The 255-nt window shown below is 42.7% G+C and carries 1 protein-coding gene; it reads left to right on the top strand.

Annotated features, from left to right (window positions below; all coding sequences use genetic code 11):
• Positions 1–23: 23 nt before the first annotated feature.
• Positions 24–255 (top strand): hypothetical protein (locus tag Q4528_RS14755; protein WP_303522415.1); only part of this gene is annotated, 232 nt, incomplete at its 3' end.

Raw genomic sequence — 255 nt, 5'->3', positions numbered from 1 at the left:
GTTATGGGAGTAATGAATATGTCGTGAAAGTCTTTAATAAAACAGCCTTAAGGGTCGTTTCGTACGTTGATTACTCGGGCAAATATGACGATGCCGGTAACAACACTGGCTATAGCGTTAAGGTCTATCGCCAGGATGTAAAATTAATGACCACTGGTGGTGATTACTTAAGCCATAGTGAAACCCACAAAAAAACCTATAACTATTTTGAAGGCTACCAGCAAGCCAGCTCGACCATGAGCACCGGTCGTGATC

Source organism: Staphylococcus pasteuri (assembly GCF_030547725.1).
In the GTDB taxonomy this organism is placed as follows: domain Bacteria; phylum Bacillota; class Bacilli; order Staphylococcales; family Staphylococcaceae; genus Staphylococcus; species Staphylococcus pasteuri.
This window is presented reverse-complemented; position numbering and strand designations above follow the sequence as displayed.